Source organism: Tistrella arctica, from assembly GCF_039630945.1.
Classification (GTDB): domain Bacteria; phylum Pseudomonadota; class Alphaproteobacteria; order Tistrellales; family Tistrellaceae; genus Tistrella; species Tistrella bauzanensis.
On record NZ_JBBKTV010000031.1, the window covers coordinates 1 to 2,532 of the forward strand.

The window sequence follows — 2,532 nt, forward strand, 5'->3', positions numbered from 1 at the left end:
AAGGCATCCTGAAACCCCAACCCAAGGAACAGAAGCGCACGACCCCGAAAGCCATCGCGGCGACCGCCGCTTAACCCGGCTCCCGAGGCGGAACTGTCAGGCGAATACCCTCTCTGTACAGGAATACAGGAAATTCGCGAGAGAGCATTTGCGCTATTACGAACAACGCGCGAGCGATTTCCCGTCTCGTTTCCTAACGTGGTTTCTGGAGCATATATTTCGCCTGGATCCGATAGAGGCGGATGATGCAAAGGTCGACGCGAAGCACGACAAGGGCATTGATGCAGTATATGTCGATGACATTTCTGAGACAGTGTATCTTGTACAGTCGAAAACAAAGGAGAATATCAAGGCAACCCTTGGTGACGGCGATCTAAAGTCATTTGCAGGAACGCTTGTTCAATTTCAGACGCCAGAACTCATTGCTCAATTGATCTCTGAAACAAAAAATGAGCGCCTAAAGCAAGCTTTGATTCGAAATTCTGTCGAAGATAAATTACGAGCCGGCTACGTCATTCAAGGGACGTTTGTCACAAATATTCCTAGAAATGACGATGCGGTAGCATTCATAAATAAGACAAATAATATTGATCTTTATGACGCCGATAGGATTGCCTCCGAGTATGTTGACCTAGAGGTCGATGGGGGCGTCGCAGAAGAGTTCTTTTTTGATATCCACGATAGCGACGTAATCGAGTATGATGCGGGTGGTGCCGCGACAAGGATCTTCCTCGCGCCCGCCCTCAATCTCCTCAAAATGTCCGGCATATCTGACGGACGTCTGTTCGAGCAGAACGTGAGACTCTCGCTTGGTAATACCAAGGTCAACCGAAGCTTGCGCGATAGCATCAGGCAAAGGGGGGAGCACAAAAACTTTCCTCTTTATCACAACGGCCTTAATGTTCTCTGTGAGAAAATAAAATCTGAAAACGACGATAAGATCGTTATTCAAAATTACGTTGTAGTTAATGGGGCGCAGAGCCTCACATCATTGCTCGCTGAGAAATCAAAAATTTCAGCGGACCTAAAGATTTTGGTCAAGTTGATTGAAGTCAAGGGTGATATTTCGCTCTCGCAGAAAATTACTCGGAATAGTAACAATCAAAATGCCATCAAAGCGCGCGACTTGAAGTCAAATCATAATATACAGCAAAGAATAAAGGCCGAGGTCATTGCCGTTGGAGGCGGATCGTATGCCTACGAAATTAAGCAGGGCGAAATCAACAAAGGAAAAGAAATAATATCAAATGAGAGTGCGGGACTTGTAATTCTAGCAATTGACCTTGAGCAACCGTGGAATTGCCACCAAAAATACAAAGTCATGGACGATCTTCACTCAGATATTTTTGGCCGCCCGGGCGTGACTGGTGCGCGTATTGTAGCACTTTGGAAGAGCTTTCACGCTATTGATCTAGCCTTAAGCCAGTTGGATAATAAGCAGTTTGGGCACTACACATTGACCCGATATTTTCTCGCTTACGCTGTCGCGCGGATCATTCGCGATGATCCTGTCGGGGCAGAAGTCATGGCAAATCTAGATACGGTTCTAGAAAAAGGGCGACTCAACGATTTTGTAGAAGCTTTTGCCAATTTGGCAGTAGCAGCATCTAATGACTTAAATGCAGAAGTTTCCGATGATGACGATGAGCATTTTGATTACAAAACTGAGCTTAAGAGCTCAAAATGGTGCAAACAAATGGCTAACCGCATGTTGGCGCAATACAAGAAAGACGTTAATCGTAAAAAGGCGGACCCAATAGCCAATATCTTCGGAAAGATGGTTTTTAAAAGCAAATGAAGTGAAAGGTATTGCCCTGCCTCCTATGGATCGAACTCCGCGGGCGCTCGTGGAAGCGCCCGCGTCGACGCGAGCGATAAACCTCAAATTAAAGAGGGCGGCGATCGTGTTCCAAAAGTCGGTCGTCCTAGTGGCCTGAATCCAACGTTTGATGCCATCGCCTGACGGCGGCGATGATGGCGTCGGGGTCGGCGGTCCAGGTGAAGGGCTTGGGTTGGATGTTGTGCTCGCGCACGAAGCGGTTGATGGCGGCCTGAAGGTCGACGACGGAGTGAAAGACGCCACGTTGTAGCCTTCGCCTGGAGAGTTTGGCGAAGAAGCCTTCGACGGCATTGAGCCGGGAACAGGAGGCCGGCACGAAGTGGAAGGACCAGCGCGGATGGCGGTCGAGCCAGGCGCGGACCTTTGGATGCTTGTGCGCGGCCTCGTTGTCGAGGATGGCGTGAACGCTCCTGTCCGTCGGGATGGAGGCCTCGACGGCGTTGAGGAAGCGGATGAACTCTTGGTGGCGGTGGCGCTGCATGTTGCGGCCGATGACGGTGCCGTCGAGCACGTTGAGGGCGGCGAAGAGCGTGGTGAGGGGTGAGCGTGTGGCGCGGGCGCGCAGGTGGGGTGTACAGAGAGGGTATTCGCCTGACAGTTCCGCCTCGGGAGCCGGGTTAAGCGGCGGTCGCCGCGATGGCTTTCGGGGTCGTGCGCTTCTGTTCCTTGGGTTGGGGTTTCAGGATGCCTTC

1 protein-coding gene and 1 pseudogene are annotated in these 2,532 nt (G+C 50.7%); one reads left to right on the forward strand and one right to left on the reverse strand.

Features of this window, described 5'->3' with window-relative positions; translation table 11 throughout:
- Positions 1-1,798 (forward strand): AIPR family protein (locus WG924_RS28040; protein WP_345936334.1); only part of this gene is annotated, 1,798 nt, incomplete at its 5' end.
- A gap of 127 nt (positions 1,799-1,925) precedes the next feature.
- On the opposite strand, the pseudogene WG924_RS28045 reads toward WG924_RS28040, so the two are convergent.
- Positions 1,926-2,387: pseudogene (locus tag WG924_RS28045) on the reverse strand (IS630 family transposase); the annotation flags it as partial.
- Between the last annotated feature and the right edge of the window lie 145 nt (positions 2,388-2,532).